The 1,854-nt window shown below is 64.4% G+C and carries 1 protein-coding gene; it reads left to right on the top strand.

Annotated elements, in window-relative coordinates; genetic code table 11:
- Positions 1-168: 168 nt before the first annotated feature.
- Positions 169-1,725, top strand: coding sequence for a trimethylamine methyltransferase family protein (locus FJ980_RS30365; RefSeq protein ID WP_224618847.1), 1,557 nt, complete (start codon positions 169-171; stop codon positions 1,723-1,725).
- Positions 1,726-1,854 lie beyond the last annotated feature (129 nt).

The following is a 1,854-nucleotide window of genomic DNA, read 5'->3' as shown; positions in this document are numbered from 1 at the left end:
TCTGCGACCCGGTGTTGCGGCTGAAGGCCTGACCGTCTCGATCCTCGGCAGGGAACTGACGGCGCGGGAGCTGAAGAAAGCGCCTTACGATCCGGACAATCTGCGGCTGCGCGGCCTTCAGGCCGATGCGCCGGCCGCCTTCATGCCTGCCTGATCACGGAGACGACAATGGACAAGGACGCGATGATCGACGCTCCAGCGCCACGAAGCGGGGGCCGAGCGGGAAGGCAAGGCCAGCGCCTGGCCCAGCAGGCGCCGCGGCGTCCCTACATCAGCCGGCGGATCGGCACGTTCAATATCCTCGACGAGGAAGGCCTGAGCCTGATCGAGGCGAATGCCGACCGGCTGCTCAAGGAGGTCGGCATGGAGTTCCATGACGATCCCGAGATCCTCGACATCTTTCGCGATGCAGGCGCCGACGTGCAGGGCACCAGGGTTCGCTTCGAGCCCGGCATGTGCCGCAAGATCGTCCGCGCCACCGCGCCTTCGCAATTCAAGCAGCACGCCCGCAACCCGGCCAACACGGTGGTGATCGGCGGCGACAACACCGTGCTGTGTCCGTCGTGGGGGCCGCCCTTCGTCCACGATCTCGATCGCGGACGGCGCTACGCCACGATCGCGGACTTCCGCGATCTGGTGAAGATCCATCAGATGATCCCGCATCTGCATCATTCGGGCGGCGTCGTTTGCGAGCCTGTCGACCTGCCGGCCAACAAGCGTCATCTCGACATGCTCTACACCCACATCCGCCATTCGGACCGTGCCTTCATGGGCGCGTTCATCGGTTCGAGGCGAGCACAGGACGCGGTTGACATGGCCAAGATCGTCTTCGGCGAGGAGTTCGTCGCCAACAACGCTGTGCTCTACAACGTCTCCAACACCAATGCGCCGCTGGTGCTCGACGCCAACATGTCGGGTTCGCTGAAGGTCTGCGCCCGCAACAACCAGCCGGTCGCCTGCACGCCATGGACGCTGGCCGGCGCGATGAGCCCGTGCACGGTCGCCGGCACGCTGGCGCAGGTGCTGGCCGAGGCGCTCGCCTGTCTCAGCCTCGTACAGCTGATCAACCCCGGCGCGCCCTGCCTGATGGGAAGCTTTGCCAGCACGATCTCGATGCAGAGTGGAGCGCCGACCTTCGGGACGCCGGAAGCGGGCAAGATGGTGCTCGCCTGCGGGCAGTTGGCGCGTCGCGTCGGCGTTCCGTTCCACACCGTCGGTTCGCTGTCGGCCTCAAAGCTTCCCGACGCACAGGCCGAGCAGGAAGCGACATGGGGCATATTGATGTCGATGTTTGCCGGCGCCAACGTGATCAACCACGCCACCGGCTGGCTCGAGGGCGGACTGGTCACCGGTTTCGAAAAGACGGTCATCGACGCCGATCTCTGCGGCAAGGTCGCCAGCCTGTTCGAAGGCATCGATCTGTCGCTCAATGCGCAGGCGATGGAGGCGATCGAAGCGGTCGGGCCGGGATCGCATTTCCTGGGCAGTGCGCATACGCAGTCCAATTTCCTCTCGGCCTTCTATCGCTCCACCAGCAGCGACAACAATTCCTTCGAGCAATGGAACGAGGACGGCCGGCTCGACGCCGCGCAACGCGCCAACCGGCAATGGAAGAGGCTGCTCGACGACTACCAGGATCCGGGGCTCGATCCGGCGATCGACGAAGCGCTCCAGGCCTTCATCGCCAACCGCAAGGCCAGCGAGCCGGACCAGGCTTATTTCTAGAGCCGGTACCGCATCTTTGATGGCCCGTTCGTGGAATGTTGACCGGCCGAGCTCCGCGAGAAGATCGTTCCCAAACGGCTTTATCTGGTTCGTCCTTGCACGATACGGTCGATGATCATGGCGCAGAGA

This window comes from Mesorhizobium sp. B1-1-5 (assembly GCF_006443065.1).
GTDB lineage: Bacteria > Pseudomonadota > Alphaproteobacteria > Rhizobiales > Rhizobiaceae > Mesorhizobium.
The sequence above is the reverse complement of the archived record's forward strand: the minus strand, read 5'-3'. Positions and strand labels throughout refer to the sequence as shown.